Here is a 23320-nt window from a genome sequence, read left to right as displayed (position 1 = left end):
AAGGGTGTGCGTTTAGCGTTGAAGTTCAGACAGTTTTCCAGTCCGTTCTTTCCAGTCCTCTGCATCGGGCAGTGCGGCTTTTCGCATGGTGATAGATTTCCATCCAGGGAGCCGATAAAGTTCCGCGTTGAGGGCTATCATGTGCAGCTGTTCGACGGGCAGGTCTTCTTCTGCGTAGATCGCATTGACTGGGCACTCAGGGACGCACACGGCGCAGTCAATGCACGCGTCAGGGTCGATTGCGAGAAAGTTCGGGCCTTCAATAAAGCAATCTACGGGGCAGACATCTACACAGTCGGTGTATTTGCAGCGGATGCAGCTTTCGGTCACAACATGGGTCATTTTTTTCTCAATTCGGTGTTAGGCTGGGGTGAGACGTTCAAGATGTACCGGCACGTATTTGTGCCAAGGGGTACCGGCAAAGGGGTCACGGTCCTCGGTGTTGGTGAGCTCATTCAACGAAACACCTCGACGGTCGAGCGACCCGTCAGCTTGGTGGTAGTCGAGGCCATGACCGTTGGGCAACGAGACATGTCCAGGCTGCAATTCGTCGGTCAGCTCGATAGGCGCTTGCGCAGCACCGCGTTGCGTACGCAGTTGAATCCAATCGCCCTCCGAACAGCCCAGCGCTTCCGCATCCTTCGGATGGATACGCAGCGTTCCAAAGCCACCCTTTTTCATCCATTCGGGGTTACGGATGGATGTATTGCTAGTATCCGGTCGACGTTCCCCAGCAGAGAGGATGAACGGGTATTCGGGGCGGTGGGGTGGAAGCTTGCCGTCAATTGTTGCCAACTCGTCCAACATCTCCTTAATGTTCAAGTTAATTTTATGGTCGGGCAACTTCACGGCGTCCCAGCTATCGCTGTACTGGCTAACGCCAAAGATGACGCCGGATGGGCTATTCAATATCGCGTCAAAAAGTCGATTTCCGCCCAATAGCTTGGGACCGCCAAACCCAGCGCCCTTTGCGGCTGCCGGCTGTGCCCGTACATAAAGTTGGCTGATTCCCCAGAGGGATGCTGCTGGAGCTAAGTTGACTGGTAAGCTTGGCCCCAGCGTGCGATACAGCACGACAGGGGCATATCGCGCCACCTTCTTATCACGCGTAGATTTCCATGCGAATGCTAGCCCGTACGTCGTTAGTCCGCCCCTTGCTGCGGAGCGTAAAAAGCGGTAGTTGGATTCGTCTAACTCTCCCATTGCTTCTAACAGACGTGCGTGAATTTCAGCTTCTGGAAGGGTGCCTGGGCGGAGACTAAGATGCGGGTGGCGCAACTGAAATCCATTGCGAGGAAACTCCAAATTAAAAAACGTGGCCTCGGCCTTTTCAAACTGACTGCTGGCGGGTAGCACATAGTCGGCCTGCCGCGCGGTTTCTGTCATGGCCACATCTATCACCACACTGCACTCTAGGGCTCGAAGCGATTGGCGCATGCGCTGGCTATCTGCCAAAGAATGAACAGGATTCGCACTTTCAATAAACATCGCCCTAAAGCGCTTGGGGTTTTGCGTCAGTATTTCATCCGGAATCACGTTACACGGAATCAATCCCATGATCACCTTGGAATTGGTAACGGGGCTGTGAGTCCATTTGCGCGGCGCTGCGGGCTTGCCAGAGCTCGATTTTTTTGATGCGCTACGGCTTGAGTTAGAGAGATTGAGCAGGGGAACAAACGCGTTGTTGGCACCCGCCTTGGCGTAATTACCCGTCAGCAGCCAGACAAGCCGATTCAGATAGCTGTTCAAGGTAGAATGCAAATTCATTTGCACGCCAAGGTCTTCAATCATAGACACGCTTTTGGCACTGGCAATTCGCCGTGCGGCAGATCGAAGCAGTGTCTCATCTACCCCGCACACAGCGGCGTAATGTGGGATGTCGATTTTCTTCATTGCCGCTTCTACGACGTCATAGCCAGTGGTGTGCTCTGCAAGCCAGGCAGATGCCACCAGATGCTCCTGAACCAGAATGGCGGACAGTGCAGTTAAGCACCATGCATCAGTGCCAGGCTTGACGGCCAAATGATAGTCTGCCATCTCTGCTGTTTCGGTGCGTCGTGGGTCGATCACGATCATTGCGCGTTTCGGATCGTTTTGAATCTCGCGCAGTATTACGCGGGTTCGGGCAAATCCGTGGGACTGCCACGGATTTTTTCCTAAAAAAACCGCTACTTCACAGTGTTCAAAGTCGCCATGTACTGGCGCACCTGTCATCTTTCCCTGCACCCAGCCTTCGCCCGTCTTTTCCTGTGCCAATGCATTGGATCGGTATTGAATCCCTAATGCTTTGATCGTGCTATCAGCGTACGTTCCACCGAGATGATTACCCTGGCTACCGCCGCCGTAATACAAAATGCTTTCGCCACCGTATTTTTTTTTGATTGCAGTGAACTTTTCTGCTATCTCGCGGATGGCTGTTTCCCAATCGATATTCTCATAGCTACCGTCTGGCCTGCGACGTTTGGGTGAATCGATGCGATCTGCACCATTCTGATAGAAGTCCATGCGTTGCGACTTTTCGCACATGTACCCCTGTGAAATAGGATTGGATTTGTCACCCTTAATTTTGGTGATTCGTCCATCTTCGGTCTTTATATCAAGACCGCAGTTAAGCGAACAAATAATACATGCGGTCTTTTTCCAGGAGTTTGTTTCCTTGCCATCCATGATGTGTTCTTCCTCATTCATTTTTATAATCGGGGGACTTGATCTATTAGATAATGATTGTTATCCTAAGGCGCAATCCGAAAATGTGTCAAGCCAATTTTTAGAAAAGAGTTTTATGAGATACACCAGCAAGTACAAAGAAGAAGCCCGCGCAAAACTAGTGGAGGCAGGTGGCCGCCACGCCAAACAACATGGCTTTACCAGCAGTGGGATGGCGGATCTAGCCGCAGCGGCTGGTGTGACAACAGGCTCTTTGTATAAACATTTCAGCGGTAAGTCAGACTTGTTCGCTGCAATGATTACCGCTGAACTCAAGCGCACGGCGGACTTATATGATGCCGTTGATCCCTCCGATACCGAGCAGGTATCGCGAGCGTTAGCGGGCTATTTAAGTTTCAATCATGTACAACATCCAGAAGCGGGATGTCCATTGCCTTCATTGACTCCCGAAGTGGGACGCGCAGACGATACAGTGAAAGAAGCTTTCGAAAAGGGTGTTCAATCCATCCATGCCAACGTGACAGCCCTGACAGGCAATCCAGATGCTGCCTGGACAGTGATGGCACAAAATGTAGGTGCTGTCATGTTGGCTCGCGGTATGTGTTCCGAAGCAGTGCAACGGGAACTTTTGAGCGCAGTTCGTGAGGCCGGGGAAAAACTTTTCGACAGCGACACGTCTTTATAAGCGACCAGGAAGGGATGCAATGCGAGTATTTGGAATTGCCGGTCATTCCGGTATGGGTAAGACGACGTTGCTGGAGCGCCTCCTTCCAGAGCTACAAGCGCGAGGCTTGGCGGTATCACTGATCAAGCATAGCCATAAGGATCTTGATATTGACCATCCTGGTAAAGACTCGTTCCGGCTACGCGAGGCAGGTTGCGCAGAGGTTTTGCTAATTGGTCGGCGTCGTTGGGCTCTGATGCACGAATTGCGTGAAGACGAAGAACCGTCTCTATCGTATTTACTAAGCAGGTTGCAAGGGTGTGATCTGGTATTGATCGAAGGATTCAAACAAGGGGATTTCCCAAAGTTGGAAGTTTGGCGCGCGGCAGTTGGCAAGCTCCCACTTTGGCCCGATTTGCCCGGTGTTGCGGCAATTGCAACGGACAGAAATACATCCATACTTGGCATCTCTTCGCTGGAATTATCCGATATCTCCGGTATCGCTGATTTCATTTGTCAGCACGCCGCCGATATGGCTGACGTCCTATCCGTTTAGGAAGCATATTTTCGAGAGCCATTGTCCTAGGCTTAGTGGTGCATATGCAGTTTTCTGTTGCTGAAATTATCAAAAGGAATCCAACATGTACGCTGAAAACGCATCAATTTTACGTCACACCGATCAAAACCATGTTGCCATCATCGAAATCAATAATCCGCCGATCAATTTGGTTGATCGCAAATTAGTCGTCGATTTGAGGGCATTGGTAGAGACGCTATCCAATGATGCCAACACACAATACGTGAGTTCGCTTTACCCATCGGCTTTGTCGATATCAAGGTCTGTGCCGTTGATGAAGTTTGGTCCGGCCTCAAACTTGTTCTGCGTAAAGAATTACGTTGAGCATCGGTATCTCAAGGCCGGAAAGTTGAAAAAAAGCTATCCAATCCTCCGGTGTCATTTGGTTAATTAATTTGCATTGTCATTTTTATCATCTAATGTGAAGCACGTCAGCGGGCATTTGTGCACGCTGGTGTTCCAGAAATTTTTTCACGAGGAGATTGTGATGACAAACGACATATCGAACCAAAAATTACGCGGTTCGGAAAAACTATTAAGTGCCTGGAAAAACCGGACACTGACTGAGGACTCGGTACGCGAAATTGCCCGTGCTCTCGACGAATCGCCTGCCCATGTGCTGGGTGCCCGCGTCGTCGGTGGCAGCAGCGCAACCGGTGTGCAATTGTCGCTCAGCTATGCAGGTGACGATACACCACGCTGCGGCAACGATATTTTGTTCTGGCTGAAATGGCATCGCCTGCACGGTGGTGAGGTTCATCCACCAAAAATCATTATCGACGGTACACCTTTCCCGGATCTGGTCAGGATGGAGTTGAACTTTGGCGATGTCACTCCGGGTTTGCCAGAGATACAGGATATCGGGGCAAAACTTGGCCATGGCGGCAGCTTTGGTGGCTGATGGCATGACGGCGACCGACACACATCTCGATGCGCGTTTCGATGCAGAATCCGGCGGCCAATTGTTCGAAAGTCCGACCGGCATTGCGCCGGTATTGCAGGTGCATCCGACCCGCCGCTGTAATCTGGCATGCGCGCATTGCTACACCTTGTCTGCGCCAACGGTGAGTGAGCAACTCGATTGGGATATGTTGTCGGCATGTGTGCAAGATGCGGCGCTACTGGGTTACCGGCAGCTCGCCGTGTCCGGCGGTGAGCCGCTTTTATACAAGCGATTACCAGATTTGCTGAAGCAGGCACGTGCACTCGGCATGCTGACCAGCATCACCACAAACGGCATGCTTGCGACACCGCAACGCTGGTCGCAGATCAGCGATCATCTGGACATAGTTGCCATATCGATTGATGGCACCGAGGCTGAACATGACCTGATGCGCGGGCAGCAAGGTGCCTTCGCCAAAACATTGTCACATCTGGCCGTAATACGTTCGTCCGGCATACCGTTTGGCCTGATCTTTACGCTGACGCAGCACAACGTCGACAGCCTTGAGTTCGTGGTACAGCTCGCCGCACAGCAAGGCGCCCGCAGTGTTCAGGTGCATCCGCTGACCTTGTATGGACGTGCGGCAGCAAGCTTAAGCGATGCCAGACCGGATGGACTCGAATTACTGGTCGCTATTGCCGAGGCACAAAGAATAGGACAACAACTCGGCGTTGCAGTCCATGTCGATGCTATCAGCCTGCAACAACTCAGTGCTTATCATCGTCATCTGGTCCCCGCTTATCCGCTGGTGAACATCACCGACGCCGCACCTATACTGATTGTCCAAGCGGACGGTGCGGTGCTGCCATTGACGCATGACGTTGACCGGCAACTGTGGCTGGGGTCTTTGCACAAAAAGAATTTAAGCGGACTGGCGCAGGACTGGATGCAACACGGCGGCGCAGATCGGCTGGTGCAGGCCTGCGAACAGACCTGGAATGAACTGAACCAGCATGACTATGCTGACCATGCTGAACCTACCACTGAGATCCAGCATGCTGCCGTCTACTGGTATGACGAAGTTGCTGCACGCACGCGTACACGCAGCAACGACAAGCTATTTATGCTGCGTGAAATACAGCTAGCATAAAACTGATTGCTGAAGATGTTCAGTTGGGATTGATGCACAAACTAAGACCGCTCACCACAGAGGTACCGAAACATCGATACATCGATACATCGAGATACAGAGGAAAAGCGGGAACAAGCGGTTTCATACAATATCAATGTCAAGAACACTTAAAAACGAATCCGCAAGCAGAATGCGTCTGTTGGCACGAAAAACCTTCGGAAGCCGCATCCAGTCTGCGGGTTCAATATGGGGAACTTCTAAAAACCCTGTAATCGATATTCCAATGAGTCGCTTACTTCTGCTCTTCCGTGGTGCTTCGGTGTCTCTGTGTTGAGAGCGCTTAATTTTTGCGCATGGCTCGTCTGCGCTCAATTTTTGCAATGAATCGACTCTAAAAATCTGTCAGAGCAGAGCAGCATTCAACTAGAATGGTTGCCCATGCCATCCCATCACTTTTCTCCTCTCAGCTACAGCATCCGTGCTGGATTATTTACGCATCTCGCGGCGCTGGAAAAGGCCGGTTTGCCCGCTGCCCGGGCTTTTACTTTGATCAGGTTGCCGTCGAGTGCGCAAGCTCGTGTAGAGGCGGCCCGCAAGTTGCTGGTGCGGGGGAAAGACATAGCGACTGCGGGTCAACAGTCAGGTTTGTTCAGCGATCTGGAGGCGCAATTGCTACGCGCCGCCATCAGCGCCGGTAGTCCTGCGACAATGTACCGACGACTGGCAGAAACCTACACCGAAAAAGACCGGCTACAAAAAGCCGTGAAAGCCCGCATGAGGATGCCGCTGCTGGTACTCGGCCTGACCTTACTGGTGCAGCCTTTACCGGGTCTCGTCGCAGGTACGATCAGCAAGGCATCCTACCTATGGAGCGTGTTGCGCCCGTTTCTGCTGCTTGCCCTCGGCCTCACAGGCTATCGCTTTTTACTCCACTGGTCAGGCGGCAACTCTGGCTCTGCGTTGCGTCATAGCGTAGAAAAAAGTCTGATCACCTTTCCAGTGTTTGGTGCGATGCATGTCAGGCGCAATGCCAGAGATTTCTTTGAAAGTCTGGGCTTGATGCTTGAAGCCGGCCTGCCCGTATTCGATGCATTGCCCCAAGCCTGCAATACCATCAGCAATCAGCTTATACGCACTGATTTTTCTCAAGTCCTACCCCGCCTGCAACAAGGCATGACGCTCGCAGACGCCCTCGCTGCTTGCCACTACCTGGGAAATACCCAGGCGACAGAATTGATACAGACCGGTGAAAGCAGTGGCACTTTGTCCGAGATGATGTTACGCCATGCGAACAGCGAAACAGCCGCACTGTCGGCGTTTCAACAGCAACTAGCCGACTGGTTACCGAAAATATTCTACGGCGCGGTCATGTTGTGGATGGCGTACAGCCTAATCGCCGGGCATGCGTTTATGCCCTCTGTACCTAAAGAGCTAGCTGAGTGCAATCGGCAAACTTGCATGCCCGATGATTTTGCTACATCCGCGATAGTTTATTTTCGCGTTTTACTAAACTGAAGATCCATGTCCAGAACTATTCTTATTGTCGAAGACGAAAAAGCGATTGCCGATACTCTCGCCTATGCCTTAGCTACCGATGGCTTTACACCGCATCACGTGACGCTGGCTCAGGCTGCGCTGGATTTTTTGCATTCACCCGATGTGCAGACACCAGCATTGATCGTGCTCGATGTTGGGTTGCCGGATATGAATGGTTTTGAGTTATGTCGCCGTCTGCGTCAGTTCTCGAATACACCGGTGATTTTTTTGACAGCGCGCAATGACGAAATTGACCGTATCGTTGGTCTGGAAATTGGTGCTGATGATTATGTAAGTAAGCCATTTTCACCCAGAGAACTGGTCGCACGCATCCGTGCCGTATTACGCAGGCTGGAGGCGGGCCAGAGTGCTGCAGCAAATGTAGCGAATGAGAAAAAATCAAGCTTCGAACTGCGTGCCGACGAAGCGCGTATTGCGTATTACGGCCAGATATTGGCTCTGACACGTTACGAATATTTGCTGCTAAAAACCTTCATAGACCGGCCACAGCAATTATTCTCGCGCGCGCAATTGATGGATCTGGTCTGGACTGATGCTAGTGATACGCTGGAGCGTACCGTCGATGCGCACATCAAATCGCTACGTGCCAAATTGCGTCTGATTAATGAGCAGGACGACCCCATACAGACCCATCGTGGCATGGGATATAGTTTGTCGCTCTCATGAAAATCGGACTACGTATACTGCTAGGTTATTTCCTGGTTGTTGGCCTGGCTGCCTGGTTTGTGCTAAATGTCTTTGTCGAAGAAGTGAAGCCCGGTGTCCGCGCCACACTTGAGGACACCCTGGTCGATACAGCTCAGTTATTGGCGCAATTGGTGGCCGAAGATGTTAAGGCTGGCGACTTACAGCATGCGGCTCTGATCGGCAGACTACAAAACTATGTGCATCGTAGCGTTGATGTCAAAATCAGCGGAGTACAAAAAGCGAATCTCGACTATCGTATCTACATCACAGACCTACACGGTATCGTCGTTTTTGATTCGGAAAACAAAGATGTGGGCAAAGATTATTCTCGCTGGAACGATGTCTACCTGACGCTGCAAGGCAAATACGGAGCACGTAGCACACGTAGCGATCCCCTCGATGACAGCTCCACCGTCATGCATGTTGCTGCCCCTATCCTTGACGACGGCCGAATCATCGGAGCGCTGACCGTCGCTAAACCTATCTCCACCATCACTCCTTTTATCGAACGTAGCCAGCGAAAAATTCTACGTCGCAGTGGCTGGCTACTGCTTGGTTCTTTGTTGATCGGACTGGGATTTTCTTTTTGGCTCAGTCATTCTTTACGTCAATTGCAGCGTTATGCAAGTAGTGTAGAGAAAGACGAAAAAGTGATGCTACCAAAGCTTGGCAACAACGAGATCGGTACGCTTGGCCGCGCGCTAGAATCGATGCGTCACAAGCTAGAGGGCAAGCAATATGTTGAACAGCTAATGCATACGCTGGCGCACGAACTAAAAAGCCCGATTGCTGCAATACAGGGATCGGCAGAACTGTTAACAGAGGACATGTCCGCCGCCGACCGCCAGCATTTTTTGAGTAATATCATCGAACAAAATCAGCGACAGAAACAATTGATCGATAAGCTTTTAGCCCTGATCAAAATCGAGAAACAACAAGTGTTAGACAGTATTGTCACCATTGATTTAAACCAGTTATTGGAGCAGGTCAAGGCCGACGCAATCAGCCGTCTGACAGAAAAATCACTGCAATTAAAACTGAGTTTGAGCGAGCCAGCGATACAGGTGCAAGGTGATACCCTGCTATTGAGGCAGGCGGTCGGCAACCTGATTGAGAATGCCATCGCATTTTCACCCGCGGGCAGCATGATTGTCCTCATGGTCAGCAGACAAAACAGGACAGGTCAAATCACCGTACTAGATCATGGGGTGGGTATACCGGATTACGCGATGGAGAGAATCTTTGACCGGTTTTATTCGCTGGAAAGACCAGATGCTGCGAAGAGCACGGGCCTGGGTTTGCCATTTGTGCGCGAGGTTGCGTTATTGCATGGCGGGAGTGTGGCGGTATCGAACCGGGATGACGGCGGGGTTTGCGCTATGTTGAGTTTGCCGGATTAAATTACTTGGTTTACTTTTAGCTCATCGACTAAATGAGCTTTAATGAGTGGCGGAGTTTTGCGTAAAAGAATAACTACAGGTGGAATCTGGTTGGCTAAAGATCTTCATGCATTCGTCATAAAGTGCCATAGCTTTCTTTGTATTGAAGACGCCAGTTTTTTTGCTTTTATAGAATAGCTTATGGACGTCTGCCTATCTTTTTCAGACGGACTTATTGCACCCAACAGTGTAGACGATGGTTTGTTCGTTATTGTCTTGACGGATTGCGTTTCAACCAAGAAGCCTTGTTCGGACAAACTGTTGGCAAATGCTCGCATACTTGCTTCAGTGGATGAACTGAGGGAGTATTCCGAAGTCATCTCCCCCTTTTTTAGTGCAGCTTGCAAGATCTCATCCAAGGCCGGTGTGATCTCAGCCTGCGCTTAAAAAATAGAACTCACGCTAAATAGGAGAGCGCTTGTCAGTATTTTTTCATGTTTGATTTTGCCTCTGCTGTAGTCGTATTCGATCAAAATTAAGTTAATTGTTAATTATGAAATAAACACTTCATACAAAAAACTTCACACAAAACGCATCAACAGCGCACACAAGTTTTTTACAGTGGCGATTCCTACAATCCGGAGTTGCATATGCAAAAGACTTTATTTTTTAAGACGATGATGATCGGCATTCTTATGTTGCTGATTGGTGTGCCGTTGATGATGATTCAATCGACTATCTCCGAGCGCATGCGGTTTCGTGATGATGCTGTGCGTAGTATTGCGGCGGATTCCGTTAGTGAGCAGACTCTGCTGGGACCGGTACTAGTGTTGCCTTATTCCGAGACCTATGAAGAAGAGGAGCTGGTTGATCAGCTGACTAAGAAAACCGTCACGCGTAAATACACCTTGCAGCACCGGCATTATGTGTATCCGAACGAACTCAACGTGAATGGGACGATCGATACTGATCATCGTTATCGCGGTATTCATAAGGTACTGACTTACAGCGGCCAGCACAGTATTCACGGCGATTTTGTATTGCCTGTAATCGATCAGCTGATCAAAGACAAGCCAGCTTCGCAGTTGAATGTAGGAACGCCATTCATTGCGATGGGACTCAGTGATACGCGTGGATTACGAAATTTTCCGCGTATTCAATGGGGTGGAAAATCTTATGAATTTAAACAGGAGAGTAAGTTACGTTCTTTACAAACAGGTCTGCACGCACCACTCGAACCGATGGATTTAAAAGCCGCCAATACAGTCAAATTTAGCCTGGAATTATCGGTTGACGGCATAGAGCGTTTGCACTTCGTACCGATTGCTAAAAACAACCAAATTACGCTGGCGTCAAAATGGCCGCATCCGCAATTCGGCGGACGTTTTTTGCCCTCCCCCAAGGATCGTAAGATTGATCAGAACGGTTTCTCCGCAACCTGGGCTATTTCTGCTTTGTCGAGCGGAGCACAGCAGCAGATGACACGTCGCGAATCAGGTGCGACAACAACACCGGCGACTGATGAGGCTATGGCTGCTGTGCAAGCAGTGCCAGGGTTAGATAGTTTTAGTGTCACTTTTATTGAGCCGATCAATGTGTATTCTCAAGCGGACCGGGCGATTAAATATGGCATGTTGTTTGTCGCCTTAACCTTCGCTGCATTTTTCCTGTTCGAGGTTCTGAAGCAATTGCCCATACATCCGATTCAATATCTGCTTGTGGGTTTGGCGCTGTCTTTGTTCTTCTTGTTACTGGTCAGTGTGTCCGAACATATTCGTTTTATCTTTGCCTATCTGATGGCAAGTGGTGCGTGTATTTTTCTAGTGGGTTTTTACCTCAGCTATGTTTTACAAAGCTGGAAACGTGGCATGGGATTCGGTTGTGCACTGACCCTGTTATACGGCGCTTTGTTTGGTTTGCTGAGCTCTGAAAGTAATGCACTTGTGATGGGCAGTATTTTGCTGTTCGCTTTGTTGTCCGCCATCATGGTTATTACGCGCAAAGTAGATTGGTATCAATTGGGGAAAAGCGCGGCGGTCTGATTTACCTCGCCGTATACCGTATATCAACGGTATAGCGATGGAATGTCGATGAAATATTGACTTAATTACTTAACTCGTAGCGTCTATGAGCCTCGTAGCCTGTTTTCACGCCAGCAGGCCCATAGATGCTGCGGTACCCATCTAGTATTTTTTAAAATCTTATGAAAACCTGGCTTATTTCGTCATTCCGGCACGCTGCGTGGGCACCGTTCACCGTCTTCGTTTTTTATGCTGTCGCTGCCAAAACATTTAATGCTTACATACGTTTCCCCTGGCTAGACATGCCGACGCATTTTGCTGGTGGTATTGCGATGGCGTATTTTTATCTGATCGTGATTCGACACGCTCAGTTGCTGACTGGTGCGATACCGCTTGTGATTCAAGGATTGCTGTCTGTTGGTTTGACGGCGGTAACCGCAATTCTCTGGGAGTTTTTAGAATATCTGTCGGATATTGCGTTCGGTACGATGATGAATCTTGGTGTTGCAGATACGTTGTCAGATCTCTTTTTTGGTTTGTCCGGTGCTTGCCTGCTTGTCGTTGCCTTGTCCTTTTTTATCTACGGTGAAACAGGCATTCGGTCTGACCGGGAGAACTAAAATCATGCCAACCATCTTGACGCATACGGCAGTGCCGCTGGCATTGGGTATCGGCTTAGGGAGCAAAAAAATTAGCCGGAGCCTGTTAGTTGCCGGGATAGCCGGTGCGATTTTGCCCGATTTCGACGTTGTGGGTTTTCGCTTGTATATTGCGTATGGAGACCTGTTCGGGCATCGCGGTTTCACGCATTCCATGTTATTTGCCTTGTGCATCGCTTTAATTGCGACGACCCTTGCTCGGACTCTGCACAGCGGACGCCGGAGCACATTGTGTTTTGTCGGTATTTGCACACTGTCACATGGCTTGCTCGATATGCTCACGAATGGGGGACTGGGTGTCGCTTTGTGGTCGCCGTTTTTGAATGATCGATTATTTTCAGCCTGGCGCGTGATCGAGGTATCACCAATCGGGCTCCGCCGTATCATGAGCGGTCGCGGTGTTGAGGTGATTTATTCAGAATTGCGCTGGGTGTGGTTACCTGCTTCGCTTATTTGTCTGTGCCTGATATTTTATCGCCGGATAAATAAAATGACGTCTGAAAATATAATTAGGTGATTAAGAAGTAAACGTGTATATTCCGTCTCGTACTTGCATCAAGTTGTCATATTGTTGGTCCCAATTCTGCATGGCTGTTCCTCTAGTCGTTCTGTTTTATTTCCTCCGGTTTCATCTCTTGGTTTCAAGTGCCTCTCAGGCAAGCTAGCCTATATTTAAAATAAAAGGAAATAACATGAGCACGCAAACAGGCATAGTCAAATGGTTCAATGATGCTAAGGGCTTCGGCTTTATCACACCAGATGCAGGTGGTCCGGATTTATTCGCCCACTTTCAAGACATCCAGTCTTCCGGCTTTAAGAGTCTGTCCGAAAATCAACGCGTTTCCTACGAAGCTGCTGTTGGTCCTAAAGGCGACAAAGCTGGCAATATTCAAATTCTTTCTTAATTAATGGCAGCGGCGATCACTGGTCGCCGGGCAGCAGATTAAGTAGTCGTCTTGCCGTGATCATTTTTAATCAGTAATACCGGCCGCTGGCACTATGCAGATAGCATGGGCTGGCGGTGAAAAAAGATTGTCACAGCAGGACAAAGATTTCACGAGTTAGAACAAGATCGTAAGCTTGATTTCTAATGCGCAGAGGAATTCTTACCGGCTAGTAGCACCACGCAGATAGCATGGGTTATTGGGAAATGGTTTAGTTCTTCAGTGAGTTGTCACCGCAGCGAAAATTCGTGCTGGCATGAGGTCAGCGCTGATTTTCAAACGTGCATCAATTCTAACCGGCCGTGCCAGTGAATTATCAGTGGCACCGGAAAATGGTTTAGTTGATTTGTGAAATAAAAACATTCGTTCTACCGTCAACATATTCGCAAGGATATGGATAAGCAGTAAAAAGCGACTCAATCCGTTAATGGCACCGCGCAGATAGCACGGGTTGTTGACCTAGCCAGTGGCACCACGCAGATAGCATGGGTTGCTGGTGAGTCGTTGCAATGAATGGTAAGCCCGCTTTTGGCGGGCTTTTTGCGTTTTTAGACTGAATACAATTGAAGCGAAATGACGCAAGAAGTGAATTAAAAAAAAGCAAAGCAAAAACCAAAGCAAAAACCAAGCAGCGAATTGCTAAGGCTATTTTGCGGCTTCTTTTTCTTGCAGCGAGCGCCACATGACTTTGCCGGTACCTGACTTGGGCAGACTGTCGACAAATTCTACAAACTTCGGCACCTTATATGCCGCCATTTTTTCATGCGCCCAGGTCATGATGTCCTCGGCGCTGACGTCGACACCGGGTTTTTTGACGACGACTGCTTTGACGGTTTCACCCCGATAGGCGTCGCGGGCGGCGATGATGCAGCACTCTTGTATCGCTGGGTGCTGATACATCATGGATTCAACTTCGGCTGGCCAGACTTTAAAGCCGCTGGCATTGATCATGCGTTTGAGCCGGTCGGTAAAAAAGAAGAAACCTTCTTCATCCATATATCCTAAATCACCGCTGCGGAAGAAGCGCTTGCCATCAAGGTCGGCAAACGATTCTTTGGTTTTTTGCGGGTCATTCCAATATCCCTGAAAGACATGCGGGCCGTTGATCCAGATTTCACCGGTCTCACCCTGTTTTACTTCTTGCAGCGTCGTCGGATCGACGATCCGTGAGTCCGTGTTGAAGTGTGGAATTCCCAGGCACTGTTGTTTCATGCGTTGCGGTGGATTCAGGTGGGATGGTGCCATCGTCTCTGACAAACCATAACCTTCCATATAGGTTTGACCCGATAGCTCCAGCAGCTTTTGTGCGATAGCCGCTGGCATTGCTGCACCGCCGCCTGAGACCCGGTTCATACCGGAAATATCGTATTCGGCGAGTCGCGGATTCGACAGGAAGTCGATCATCATCGACGGCACCAGCGTCCAGTTGGTCACCTTGTAGCGCGTGATGAGTTGGCCTGCAACATCGCGATCCCAGCGCGGCAGTATGACCAGCGCACCGCCGCAAAATATCATGCTGTTCATTACTGATTGCATACCGGTAACGTGAAAGAACGGTAGCACGGCGAGTGCAACATGGGTCGGTACGATAGAGCCAGACCAGACCGGACTGGCCGCAATATTAAACATCACCGAGCGATGCGTGTGGATGCAACCTTTTGGCTTGCCGGTCGTGCCTGAGGTGTAGGGCATACACGCCAGATCGTCGGGTGTCGCCAGATGCGGGCCAACTTGATGCTCTGCCCGGCTGCCTTGCGCAATCGCGTCTTTCCATGTGGTGACACCTGTTTGCACTGCTACATCACGCGGCGCGCGGACAAAGTCCGGTACCGTCAATGTGGTGTCTGTGGTCAGATGGTCGGAGTAAGTGGCGACGATCGCATGTTTTAACCCCGTACTGCCAACCAGAGGTTGCAGGCGGGAGAAAATTTCTTGTGACGCAATCGCGACTTTCGCACCGCTATCGTCGATGTAATGAGCGAGTTCATCGGTCATCAGCATAGGATTGACTGGCACCACCATCGCATCGGCGCGCATGATCGCGTAATACGCGATGATGAACTGAGGTGAGTTCTGCATATCGAGCAAGACGCGGTCGCCGCGTTGCACGCCACAGGTTTTTTGCAGATAGCCCGCCAGAGCCAGCACTTCTGCATGTAACTGAGCATACGTCAGTACACTGTCATAAAAAATAATCGCAAGTTTGTCTGGATAGCGCAGGGCAGCAATGTGCAGATTGGTATAGACGCTGGTTTCCGGTGCGATCAGATGATATGGCAGACCAGGTGGCCAGTGCGCATAGTGCTTGGTGTTCATGTCTTGTCTCCGTTGGGATGTTGCTTTTAGAGTGCTGCCCCTAAGTCCCATTTTGGCACGAGCGTTCGTAAATTACAACGACGTATTGATATCGCTCCGGATGGCTGGCCGGAATGTAAAAAATCTTGGCCTGGCCGACACCGGGTTTAACTACGGATCGATTAAAGTTACAATGAAATAGCTAACAAGCAGCAATCTTTTCAGACGGAGTCTATGTGGTGTCAGTTTTTTTCCGAATTTTCGCGCTCATTTTATTGATCAGTGTCGCTGCATGTGGCGGCGGCTCCTCCGGTTCTGGCGGCGGCGCGGGCAGTTCGCCGATTGCGATTGCATTTGCCGGCCCTGCTTCTGTGAGTACCGGCGATCCCCTGACTTTTACTGCCAGCGTCAGCAGCAGTGCGGCGGCGATCAGCTCGGTGACCTGGCGTATAGAAGCCCTGACACTGGATGCCGCAGCCTTAGCCGCCTCATCCAATACCGATTGCAAAGTCGCGACCAAAAGTACTACTGGCAGTGACTGGAGCTGCGTCGTCAGCCTGACCCCGCCCGCTAAACTGACCGCAGATTACACTTACAAACTCACCGTCACGGTGGTGGATGCAAAAAATAATTCAACGTCCAGCAGCACGAACCTGGTCGTATTGAAAGAAGCCTCAGTCACGCTCAATCCGGCTGTCAAGGTTGCAGCAAATTCAGAAGTAACCTCGGGCAGTAAGGCAACACTCAGCTGCAGCGGCAGTGGTGGCACAACAAATACCGGGGTGTATGCGTATCAATGGGTGATCAGCGATGCGGCGAATCTGACTCTGAAAATCACGTCGGCAAGCAGCGCCGTAACCGACTTCACGGCACCTATCGTGACGACGCCAACGGTGGTCAAGTTTGAATGCCGCGTTACCGATGATAAGCCGAGAACCGGTACCGCCATTCAGACAGTTACGATTAATCCCGTCATCAAGCCGACCATCGTGCCGATTTCGTATAGCGGTGGCGTAGCGCAAGCAGGTGCTGCCGTATCACTGGATGGCAGTAAAACTATGCGGTTTGATGTGAATGGTAATCAGGTCACGACTGGCGCGATTTATTATTTATGGACGCAAAAATCAGGGCCTGCAGTCAGCATTGTCAACGCGAACAGTGCGATTGCTACCGTTGCTTTACCTAGTGATATCGTGACCAAGACTACCTTCCTGTTCACCCTGAACGTATCGAACGCTCCTATCGACGCCAGTGGCAATTCGACTGAGCCGGTACAACAGGTGGATGTTGTGTATTTTGTTGACAGTCTGCCGCCATTGTCGATTACTTCGTATGTACCGACCCAGACCGTGGCGTCCGGAAATAATGTCACGTTGACTGCGGCTACACCATCTGCTGCGACGGGGCATACGGTGTATTACAGCTGGACCCAGATCTCAGGACCTAGCGTCGTATTAGCGAGCGCAAGTTCTAGCAATGCGGGTTTTATTGCCCCGACGGTGACCTCGAAGACCTTATTAGTATTCCGCGTCAGTGCGAGTTATCAGCCAATTACGGCGGCAAACCCTGGCTCAGTGTCTACGGATGTGTTGGTACAGGTGACGCCGTAATATACGGACTCCGACAGTGACACGACGCGGACACTGAGAATGACAATCATGCGTCACCTGAACACTGTTTTACCTAATTGAATTGTTTTTAATTCTGAACCGAACTTAGTTTTTCCTCAGCGAATCGGGATGGTTTTTTAATCCCAGTTCGCGTTGTCTGGACAAGGTTCTGGTGGCCACAAAAATTTCGCGCAGAAAATAGACAAAGCTGCCGATCAACGCAAGAATGCCGCCGACAAACAGAGCGGCAATCAGCTTATCCAGACGCAGATCCGTCGCATCTCCCATAAACAAGGTCGCAATGACCAGACAGATCAGCAGGCCGCACGCGGTACTCAGCGTGATCGCACGGTTGATCAGGTGAGAACGTTCATAAAGCTCATTCAATTCTTCGCGTAGCCCCGGTTTGTCGATGGCGCTGGCATCGGCTTGAAAGACATCCTCCAGCCGGCGCGAGCGGTCGATAATCCGTGCCAGACGATTCGTCAACACAGTGAGATTGGTACCGACACCAGTGAGTAAAAATACCGGCGCAATCGCGAGCTGAATAATATGGCTGACATCGCCTAGTTGTAAGTTGATCACAGTGATTCCGTGTAGTGGTAAAGACGGTTGAAGACGATGCGCAATTTTAGCAGCCTTGAGTTTGCATCGTGCTTTTGCTGAGCCAGAAGGCAAAAAATGCTGACATTGCGTGAATAAGGTGTCTAACGCGAACAGGCACAAACAGTACAAACATTACGAATAGTACGACAGCACTAATACCACTATTAGCGAACGACATTCGTCGAATACCCAGTAAGCCCGTCATGAGTCTGTAACATCGTACAACTAAGATACCTCTTCCCTAAGACCTGTTGACCAATAGCAACTAATGGCAACTAATAGCAACCAAAGAGGTATTCTTATGCAAGACAGATTCACGACCCGACAACTCCCGCCGGTATCTCTGACGTCTCTGGTATTGGCGATCAGCACCGCACTGGCGCTGGCTGGCTGCGGTGGCGGTACAAATCAGGCGGAAGTCCCGTTGACGGTTCCAGCCGCGCCGCTTGATCAGGGTTTTGTGGATACGGCACCCGTCGCTGCATCGGTACCGGCTTTTGTTGATAATGTTGCGAGCAATCAGCGTGGCGATGCGCGTTATGCGACGCTCAGCACCAATGCCGGGGTGCGCGTACTGGCCGGTTTTAAAGATATCTGGCAACCCCTGACCGAGATCGTCGATGCTGGTGTCACGGCTCCTGCGGTCGGAAGTTTTCCTGCTGTAGTGCCTTCAGTCTGGACGGGTTTGCCAAATGACGGTACTGCGGGCGGCACGATACTTAATACGTCCGTCCATAATGCGAATATCCAATACGTTGTCGCAGCAACGCTTGCGCGCACTCCGGCGCAAGAGACCGCGGCCTATCTGGATGACCGTCGTGGCAAGGGATATAGCGTGACTGATGGCATGGGACCGCTGACAAGCGCCTGGCGCACAGTCGCACAGCAGACCACCAGTATTACCGCAATCGCAGCAGATGCCACCAGCGTGTTGTATAACGACAGCGGTAACAACACGGGTGTTGGCGGCAGTGCCAACGCGACATTTGGTAACGTGGTCGACTTCGTCAATTTGATGAGTACCAATGGCTCAACCGAACCAGCCAAGCGTTTTTATAAATACGCCCGCCCTTATCGCTGGAGTAACAGTGTTGTCGTTGTCCCCGCTCTGGTGCCGGCAAAAAGCGCAACGCCTGCCACGGACGGCGGTTTTACCAGTGGTCATGCGGCGGAAGCCACACGCGATACCGTCGCAATGGCATACGCCGTACCTGAGCGTTTTCAGGAAATTCTGACCCGTGGTCTGGAGCTAGGTGAAAACCGCATTCTGGCAGGCATGCACTCACCGCTGGATGTTATTAGCGGCCGCATACAGGGGCAGGCTGTCGTTGCTTCCAACTTGTTTGATTCTGCCAATGCAGCAAAAAAAGGTGCGGCAGTCGCGCAGGCACATAGCGCTCTGATCGCACAGACCGGCACTAGCGCCGATACGTTTAATGCTTTTGCGCATTCCGCTAGCCTGGACAATGATCGCTTCGCCGATTATGCGACTAACAAGGCAAATTATCTGCGTCGCATGACCTATGGTTTTGCACCGATTGGTGCTACTACGGCACCTGCTGTTGTGCCGAAAGGCGCGGAGGTCTTGCTGGAAACCCGCCTGCCTTATCTGAGCGATGCGCAGCGTCGTGTGGTGCTGAAAACAACCGCGATTGCATCGGGCTATCCGGTGATGGACGATGCAGAGGGTTGGGGGCGACTGAATTTATTTGCGGCGGCTGATGGCTACGGCACGTTCACCGGCAATGTGGTGGTACTGATGGATGCGAGCCAGGGTGGCTTCAGTGCAGCAGATAGCTGGCGCAACGATATTTCCGGCACGGGCAAATTGATCAAGCAAGGTAGCGGCGTTTTAAAACTGACAGGTAATAATAGCTGGACCGGTGGAACAGAATTAACCGCTGGTGTGCTGCAGGCTGATGCGGCGTCGGCCTTAGGTAAGGGCGACGTGTATGTCAGTGGCGGTACGCTGATCAGCAACGCGGCGGCTGCGGTAACCATTGTCGGCAAATACACGCAACTGAGCGGTTCAAGTCTGGAGCTGAATGTAGGTAGTGCCCAGCAAGGCAGACTGACGGCTACCGGCCTGGTCACGATTGCTGGTGGCGCGTTGCATATCAAATTCCAAAGCGGGTATAAGCCAGCGGCGGGCGATACGTTGACGATCATTACTGCCGCAAGTTTTAAAGGCAAATTCACCAGTGTCGTCGTGGACGGTTTTACGGCAACACCGGTTTATACCGACACCGGAATGCAAGTACGTCTGGGAATTTAACAAGATCTGCAAACTCATTTCGCCACATCATTGCATCGCGGCGAAATGAGTGCTGATTTGCGCAAGCTCAACTAACAGCGAAGCGCTTGTCGCATCTTTGGGCTGTGATGCACACATTTGCGCAAAATCCGACATACTCCTGATTATCTGCACTCTCTCAGGGGAAATACATCATGGCTGAAACCATCCGCATGCCCGCCATCTTCTTTGGTCACGGCAGTCCAATGAATGCGCTGGAAGATAATCGCTACACCAAGGCCTGGCGCGGCTTTGCCGAGCGCTTCCCGCGACCGCAAGCGATTCTGGCGATCTCGGCGCACTGGACCACTTATGGCATCGGCGTGACGGCGATGGCGGCGCCACCGACGATCCATGATTTTGGCGGGTTCCCGCAAGCTTTGTTTGACATGCAGTACCCGGCACCCGGAGATCCTGCACTGGCAGCCAAAATTGCGGATCATCTGGCGCCTCTGCCCGTGCAGCTTGATCAGCAATGGGGACTTGATCACGGCACCTGGTCGGTGCTGATCAAGGCGTATCCGGCTGCCGATATTCCGGTGCTGCAACTGAGTCTGGATATGAATCAGCCTGCGGCCTTTCATTTTGAACTGGGTAAAAAACTCGCGGCTTTACGCGAACAAGGCGTCATGCTGATCGGCAGCGGCAATGTCGTGCACAATCTGCGTCGCATGGATCCGCGTTCAAGCGGATATGATTGGGCAATACGGTTTAACGACGCGATGCGTCAGGCGATGCTGGACGGGGATTTTGATCAGATCGTGAATTATCAGACACTGGGTCAGGATGCGAGCTTGTCGGTGCCTACATCGGAACATTTTTTACCGCTGCTGTATGTGCTGGGCGCTAAATCTGCCGATGACAAACTTGAGATCGCAACCGAGGGGATGGAGCTCGGCGCGATCAGCATGATGTCGGTTCTGGTGTCCTGAGTCGGCGAGATACTTAGTAAAAACAGGATACTCCCCTGTTTGCATGGTAAATAATGCCTTAATCCGCACTGTTTATAAGCTAATACTATAAATACTAGATGGGAGTATTTAGTATTTCTTACCTATAGCATCGCGCTGTAAGTTGCGTTTGCAGAATGGCTAAATTGCGTAATTGTTATAGCGCTGGCTTCGCCGGTAGTATCAGTTGCACTTCCAGCCCGCCCTCGCGCAGATTTTTCAGTTGCACACTGCCGCCATGTTGCTGGGCGATATTTTGTGCAATCGTCAGACCAAGACCGGTACCGCCGGTATCACGTGAGCGCGACGTCTCGGTGCGATAAAACGGCTCAAACACTTTTTCTAACTGATCCTCGGGAATGCCGTTGCCTCCGTCGCGTATCAGTACGTGCATGAGTTTTTTACCGGCCTCATTGCTGGTCTCTAAACTCACTTTGGCGAACTGACCGTATTTCACGGCATTGTCGATCAGGTTGGTCAGACAGCGGCGCAGAGCTTGTGGTCGCGCCATGACGGTAATGCCGGATTTGCCGAAAAAGCTCACGTCCTGTCCCGCATCTGCGGCGTCGCTACAGACGCTGTCGAGCAGTGAGTCAAGATCCATCGGACGCAGCGCTTCATTGCTGTCCATGCTGCGCGCCAGATCCAGTCCTTCTTTGACCATGGTTTGCATGGCCGATAAATCGCCGATCAGCTTATCGCGCAATTCGGTGTCGCCGACTTTTTCCAGACGCAGACGCAAGCGGGTCAGCGGGGTTTGCAAATCGTGCGTGATCGCCGCCAGCATATGTGTGCGCTGCTGAATGTGCTGGCGTATCCGCGATTGCATCGAATTAAAGGCTCTGGTCGCCTGCAAAATTTCAGTCGTGCCATCTTCAGGCAAAGCAGGACGGTTGATGTCGTTACCCAGATCGGTGGCGGCCTGCGCCAGCTGTTTTAAAGGCCGGATCGTCATCCGCGATACCAGATAGGCCAGCACGGCAATACTCAGCAGGAACAGCAGCAAGTACAACACGAAATCCGGTCGTAACGGCGGCAAAGGACCACGTGGCGGCAATACTGTCAGGCGCAGAGCGGTACCATCATGCAGGGTAATGCCGAGTTCTTCACAGGGCCCGCGTGTGGTGCGCGCTTCCGCTGGCAGATTGGTGCATCCTTCTGAATTTGGCGGCAAAGACAGCACGCGAAAAGTCTTGCCCAGCCGTTCACTCAATGCCGCTGCATAGGCCGAACGCGGCGCTTCGGTCGAACTCGTTATTGGTAAATTTGTCACGCGCAAACCTAGCCGCGGTGCCGTCGTCAGGAATGCTTCACGGCTGGCTTCGGGCAAGGCATCCATCGCCAGCACCAATTGTTCGGCACGTTCTACCGCACGTGAATCGCGAAACTGCTCGATGGTCTTTTGCCGCTCACCGAACGCCAGCCACCAGGTCAATACCGTGGAGCTGACGACACCGAGCAGGAGTATGCCGAAAATGCGGCTAGACATCGATTTCATGATCTTCATGCGCCGTGTTCCGCAGTGACGGTGACGGATAAGACATAGCCGCCGTTACGCACGGTTTTAATGATCTGTGGAGAACGTGCATCCTCGCGCAGCTTCTGGCGCAGACGGCTGATCTGAATATCGATCGAGCGGTCAAACGGATCGGCATCGCGGCCATGCGTCATGTTCAGCAACTGATCGCGGTTCAGAATCCGGTTCGGATGATCAAGGAAAATAGTCAGCATACGGAATTCAGCCCCCGACAGAGCGATCACCATATCGTCAGGACTAATCAGATGGCGTGCGGTCAAGTCGAGTGTCCAGTCGGCAAATTTCAGTCGCTGAATCTGCTCACCGTTACTGCCTAGCGTCGCAGACTGGGTACGGCGCAATACGCTACGTATGCGTGCCAGTAATTCGCGTGGCTCAAAAGGTTTTGGCAGATAGTCGTCGGCCCCCATTTCCAGACCCAGAATCCGGTCCAGCGGCTCGCTGCGGGCGGTCAGCATGATCACCGGCATACTTGATTTGGCGCGCAGGTTGCGGCACAGAGTCAGTCCGTCGTCGCCAGGCAGATTCAGGTCGAGTACTACCAGATCGATCTGATTACTATCCAGCGTAGCCCACATGGCATTGCCATCGGCTGCCATCATGGTGCTGTAACCATGTCCGTCCAGATAATCCGCCAGCAGGCTGCGAATGTCGCGATCGTCATCAACGATCAAAATTTTGCTTGAAGTATCCATGGTTCTCATTATGACCGTCTGAAGTTAGCGTAGAAATGGATTTTGTATCGACTTGTTATGATAAACCCTTGTGGAAACAATGCGAAACACGCGGGTCGCATATTCACCGGAGTTGTTACAGTGCGATACAAAGCAGCTAGGTACCGACACTTGCCGGTTACATC

At 51.2% G+C, this 23320-nt stretch carries 20 protein-coding genes; 14 read left to right on the top strand and 6 right to left on the bottom strand.

The features are described 5' to 3' along the window. Window positions 1-12: 12 nt before the first annotated feature. Together fdxA and ACO0K3_RS11635 are read right to left on the bottom strand one after the other, a co-directional pair. Window positions 13-342, bottom strand: coding sequence for a ferredoxin FdxA (fdxA, locus tag ACO0K3_RS11640; RefSeq protein WP_422984744.1), 330 nt, complete (start codon window positions 340-342; stop codon window positions 13-15). Window positions 343-360: 18 nt separating this feature from the next. Continuing rightward, window positions 361-2688: a molybdopterin-dependent oxidoreductase gene (locus ACO0K3_RS11635; protein ID WP_422984742.1), complete on the bottom strand. Its 2328-nt coding sequence runs from the start codon at window positions 2686-2688 to the stop codon at window positions 361-363. A 94-nt stretch (window positions 2689-2782) separates the two neighbouring features. Here ACO0K3_RS11635 and ACO0K3_RS11630 point away from each other — a divergent pair, with 94 nt between their 5' ends. From ACO0K3_RS11630 to ACO0K3_RS11580, 11 genes are all read left to right on the top strand, one after another. Beyond that, window positions 2783-3352 (top strand): TetR/AcrR family transcriptional regulator, encoded by a 570-nt coding sequence (locus ACO0K3_RS11630; protein WP_422984740.1) that lies wholly within the window; start codon window positions 2783-2785, stop codon window positions 3350-3352. A 19-nt stretch (window positions 3353-3371) separates the two neighbouring features. Continuing rightward, complete coding sequence (mobB, locus tag ACO0K3_RS11625; RefSeq protein ID WP_422984738.1) at window positions 3372-3887, top strand: molybdopterin-guanine dinucleotide biosynthesis protein B; 516 nt, start codon at window positions 3372-3374, stop codon at window positions 3885-3887. 508 nt (window positions 3888-4395) lie between these two features. Further along, window positions 4396-4809 carry a hypothetical protein gene (locus ACO0K3_RS11620; protein ID WP_422984736.1) on the top strand — a complete coding sequence of 138 codons (414 nt, stop codon included), beginning with the start codon at window positions 4396-4398 and terminating at the stop codon, window positions 4807-4809. Next, complete coding sequence (locus ACO0K3_RS11615; protein WP_422984734.1) at window positions 4787-5941, top strand: radical SAM protein; 1155 nt, start codon at window positions 4787-4789, stop codon at window positions 5939-5941. The genes ACO0K3_RS11620 and ACO0K3_RS11615 overlap by 23 nt, the downstream gene beginning before the upstream one ends. A gap of 420 nt (window positions 5942-6361) precedes the next feature. Beyond that, the gene (locus ACO0K3_RS11610) at window positions 6362-7438 is read left to right on the top strand and encodes a type II secretion system F family protein (protein WP_422984732.1); all 1077 of its coding nucleotides are present in this window, start codon (window positions 6362-6364) and stop codon (window positions 7436-7438) included. Window positions 7439-7444: 6 nt separating this feature from the next. Further along, window positions 7445-8146, top strand: coding sequence for a two-component system response regulator CreB (gene creB, locus ACO0K3_RS11605; protein ID WP_422984730.1), 702 nt, complete (start codon window positions 7445-7447; stop codon window positions 8144-8146). Further along, window positions 8143-9567 (top strand): two-component system sensor histidine kinase CreC, encoded by a 1425-nt coding sequence (gene creC, locus ACO0K3_RS11600; protein WP_422984728.1) that lies wholly within the window; start codon window positions 8143-8145, stop codon window positions 9565-9567. Before creB ends, creC begins: the two co-directional genes overlap by 4 nt. 629 nt (window positions 9568-10196) lie before the next feature. Continuing rightward, entirely contained in the window at window positions 10197-11588 is a 1392-nt protein-coding gene (gene creD / locus ACO0K3_RS11595) for a cell envelope integrity protein CreD (RefSeq protein WP_422984726.1), read from the top strand. A 161-nt stretch (window positions 11589-11749) separates the two neighbouring features. Beyond that, window positions 11750-12187 (top strand): hypothetical protein, encoded by a 438-nt coding sequence (locus tag ACO0K3_RS11590; RefSeq protein ID WP_422984724.1) that lies wholly within the window; start codon window positions 11750-11752, stop codon window positions 12185-12187. A 4-nt stretch (window positions 12188-12191) separates the two neighbouring features. Continuing rightward, window positions 12192-12743, top strand: coding sequence for a metal-dependent hydrolase (locus tag ACO0K3_RS11585; protein WP_422984722.1), 552 nt, complete (start codon window positions 12192-12194; stop codon window positions 12741-12743). A gap of 175 nt (window positions 12744-12918) precedes the next feature. Beyond that, window positions 12919-13131: a cold-shock protein gene (locus tag ACO0K3_RS11580; protein ID WP_262837176.1), complete on the top strand. Its 213-nt coding sequence runs from the start codon at window positions 12919-12921 to the stop codon at window positions 13129-13131. 684 nt (window positions 13132-13815) lie between these two features. Here ACO0K3_RS11580 and ACO0K3_RS11575 read toward each other — a convergent pair. Further along, window positions 13816-15486, bottom strand: a complete 1671-nt coding sequence (locus tag ACO0K3_RS11575) for a long-chain fatty acid--CoA ligase (RefSeq protein WP_422984720.1) — start codon at window positions 15484-15486, stop codon at window positions 13816-13818. 218 nt (window positions 15487-15704) lie between these two features. Here ACO0K3_RS11575 and ACO0K3_RS11570 point away from each other — a divergent pair, with 218 nt between their 5' ends. Next, the gene (locus tag ACO0K3_RS11570; protein ID WP_422984718.1) at window positions 15705-17075 is read left to right on the top strand and encodes a PKD domain-containing protein; all 1371 of its coding nucleotides are present in this window, start codon (window positions 15705-15707) and stop codon (window positions 17073-17075) included. A gap of 105 nt (window positions 17076-17180) precedes the next feature. Here the strand turns inward: ACO0K3_RS11570 and ACO0K3_RS11565 are convergent, their stop codons facing one another. After that, window positions 17181-17657 carry a DUF2721 domain-containing protein gene (locus ACO0K3_RS11565; RefSeq protein ID WP_422955428.1) on the bottom strand — a complete coding sequence of 159 codons (477 nt, stop codon included), beginning with the start codon at window positions 17655-17657 and terminating at the stop codon, window positions 17181-17183. Window positions 17658-17982: 325 nt separating this feature from the next. On the opposite strand from ACO0K3_RS11565, the gene ACO0K3_RS11560 reads away from it, so the two are divergent. Further along, window positions 17983-19956: a phosphatase PAP2 family protein gene (locus tag ACO0K3_RS11560; protein ID WP_422984715.1), complete on the top strand. Its 1974-nt coding sequence runs from the start codon at window positions 17983-17985 to the stop codon at window positions 19954-19956. A 173-nt stretch (window positions 19957-20129) separates the two neighbouring features. Further along, entirely contained in the window at window positions 20130-20906 is a 777-nt protein-coding gene (gene ygiD / locus ACO0K3_RS11555; RefSeq protein WP_422984713.1) for a 4,5-DOPA dioxygenase extradiol, read from the top strand. Between the two features lie 175 nt (window positions 20907-21081). Here the strand turns inward: ygiD and ACO0K3_RS11550 are convergent, their stop codons facing one another. Then, complete coding sequence (locus ACO0K3_RS11550) at window positions 21082-22431, bottom strand: ATP-binding protein (RefSeq protein WP_422984711.1); 1350 nt, start codon at window positions 22429-22431, stop codon at window positions 21082-21084. After that, window positions 22428-23156, bottom strand: a complete 729-nt coding sequence (locus ACO0K3_RS11545) for a response regulator (protein ID WP_422984709.1) — start codon at window positions 23154-23156, stop codon at window positions 22428-22430. Before ACO0K3_RS11545 ends, ACO0K3_RS11550 begins: the two co-directional genes overlap by 4 nt. Between the last annotated feature and the right edge of the window lie 164 nt (window positions 23157-23320).

Origin of the sequence: Undibacterium sp. Rencai35W, assembly GCF_049340185.1 — a bacterium.
Classification (GTDB): Bacteria; Pseudomonadota; Gammaproteobacteria; order Burkholderiales; family Burkholderiaceae_D; genus Undibacterium.
Note: the sequence above shows the minus strand (reverse complement) of the source record. Positions and strands in the feature narration are given on the sequence as shown.

Bases quoted from the DNA above. Each gene is read 5' to 3' on its own strand.
- ACO0K3_RS11635 (WP_422984742.1), bottom strand. From the start codon at position 2,688: ATGAATGAGGAAGAACACATCATGGATGGCAAGGAAACAAACTCCTGG.
- ACO0K3_RS11630 (WP_422984740.1), top strand. From the start codon at position 2,783: ATGAGATACACCAGCAAGTACAAAGAAGAAGCCCGCGCAAAACTAGTG.
- creD (WP_422984726.1), top strand. From the start codon at position 10,197: ATGCAAAAGACTTTATTTTTTAAGACGATGATGATCGGCATTCTTATG.
- ACO0K3_RS11620 (WP_422984736.1), top strand. From the start codon at position 4,396: ATGACAAACGACATATCGAACCAAAAATTACGCGGTTCGGAAAAACTA.
- ACO0K3_RS11575 (WP_422984720.1), bottom strand. From the start codon at position 15,486: ATGAACACCAAGCACTATGCGCACTGGCCACCTGGTCTGCCATATCAT.
- ACO0K3_RS11590 (WP_422984724.1), top strand. From the start codon at position 11,750: ATGAAAACCTGGCTTATTTCGTCATTCCGGCACGCTGCGTGGGCACCG.
- creB (WP_422984730.1), top strand. From the start codon at position 7,445: ATGTCCAGAACTATTCTTATTGTCGAAGACGAAAAAGCGATTGCCGAT.
- ACO0K3_RS11615 (WP_422984734.1), top strand. From the start codon at position 4,787: ATGGCGGCAGCTTTGGTGGCTGATGGCATGACGGCGACCGACACACAT.
- ACO0K3_RS11550 (WP_422984711.1), bottom strand. From the start codon at position 22,431: ATGAAGATCATGAAATCGATGTCTAGCCGCATTTTCGGCATACTCCTG.
- ygiD (WP_422984713.1), top strand. From the start codon at position 20,130: ATGGCTGAAACCATCCGCATGCCCGCCATCTTCTTTGGTCACGGCAGT.
- fdxA (WP_422984744.1), bottom strand. From the start codon at position 342: ATGACCCATGTTGTGACCGAAAGCTGCATCCGCTGCAAATACACCGAC.
- creC (WP_422984728.1), top strand. From the start codon at position 8,143: ATGAAAATCGGACTACGTATACTGCTAGGTTATTTCCTGGTTGTTGGC.
- ACO0K3_RS11580 (WP_262837176.1), top strand. From the start codon at position 12,919: ATGAGCACGCAAACAGGCATAGTCAAATGGTTCAATGATGCTAAGGGC.
- ACO0K3_RS11560 (WP_422984715.1), top strand. From the start codon at position 17,983: ATGCAAGACAGATTCACGACCCGACAACTCCCGCCGGTATCTCTGACG.
- ACO0K3_RS11545 (WP_422984709.1), bottom strand. From the start codon at position 23,156: ATGGATACTTCAAGCAAAATTTTGATCGTTGATGACGATCGCGACATT.
- ACO0K3_RS11585 (WP_422984722.1), top strand. From the start codon at position 12,192: ATGCCAACCATCTTGACGCATACGGCAGTGCCGCTGGCATTGGGTATC.
- mobB (WP_422984738.1), top strand. From the start codon at position 3,372: ATGCGAGTATTTGGAATTGCCGGTCATTCCGGTATGGGTAAGACGACG.
- ACO0K3_RS11610 (WP_422984732.1), top strand. From the start codon at position 6,362: ATGCCATCCCATCACTTTTCTCCTCTCAGCTACAGCATCCGTGCTGGA.